This is a genomic window from Azoarcus sp. Soil_N_20 (assembly GCF_057656155.1).
This window is the reverse complement of record NZ_JBDGKX010000068.1, coordinates 1-414: the sequence shown is the minus strand read 5'-3', so window position 1 is coordinate 414 and position 414 is coordinate 1. Positions and strand designations below refer to the sequence as shown.

1 protein-coding gene is annotated in these 414 nt (G+C 64.7%); it reads left to right on the top strand.

Translation table 11 applies throughout. The annotated features are described in order from the left end of the window. Positions 1–414: hypothetical protein (locus AC3A35_RS27925; protein WP_487439814.1), on the top strand; the 414-nt coding region annotated here is incomplete at both ends.

Below are 414 nucleotides of genomic sequence, written 5' to 3'. Positions count from 1 at the left end.
GGCGCCGACGCGGCGGCGATCACCTGCGTGATGGCCAACGCCCCGGGGCCGCTCGAACTGCTGCCGACCAAGCACTATCCGCCGGGCTGGCTGCGCTTCGAGCGCGAGACGGCAGACGGGTACGAACCGATTGCAGCGGCGTTGCCACAGTTCGACCCCTACGAGGAGATCTATTCGAAGCGGGTGCAGGACGTGTGGTGGGGCATGATCGACGAGACGCTGATCGATCCGGCCGGGTTGGCTGCCGAGAATGAGACCACGCCGCTGGAGTCTTATGATCGCGCCATCTCTGCCGCAAAGCGCTTTCACGACCAACTTGGTCTTTACTTTCATCCTCAGACCTACGCGCATTACGGTGCGGACAGGGAACAGGTCGCCTTCGGCGCGATCCGCTGGGTGGCGAGCGAAGGGGGG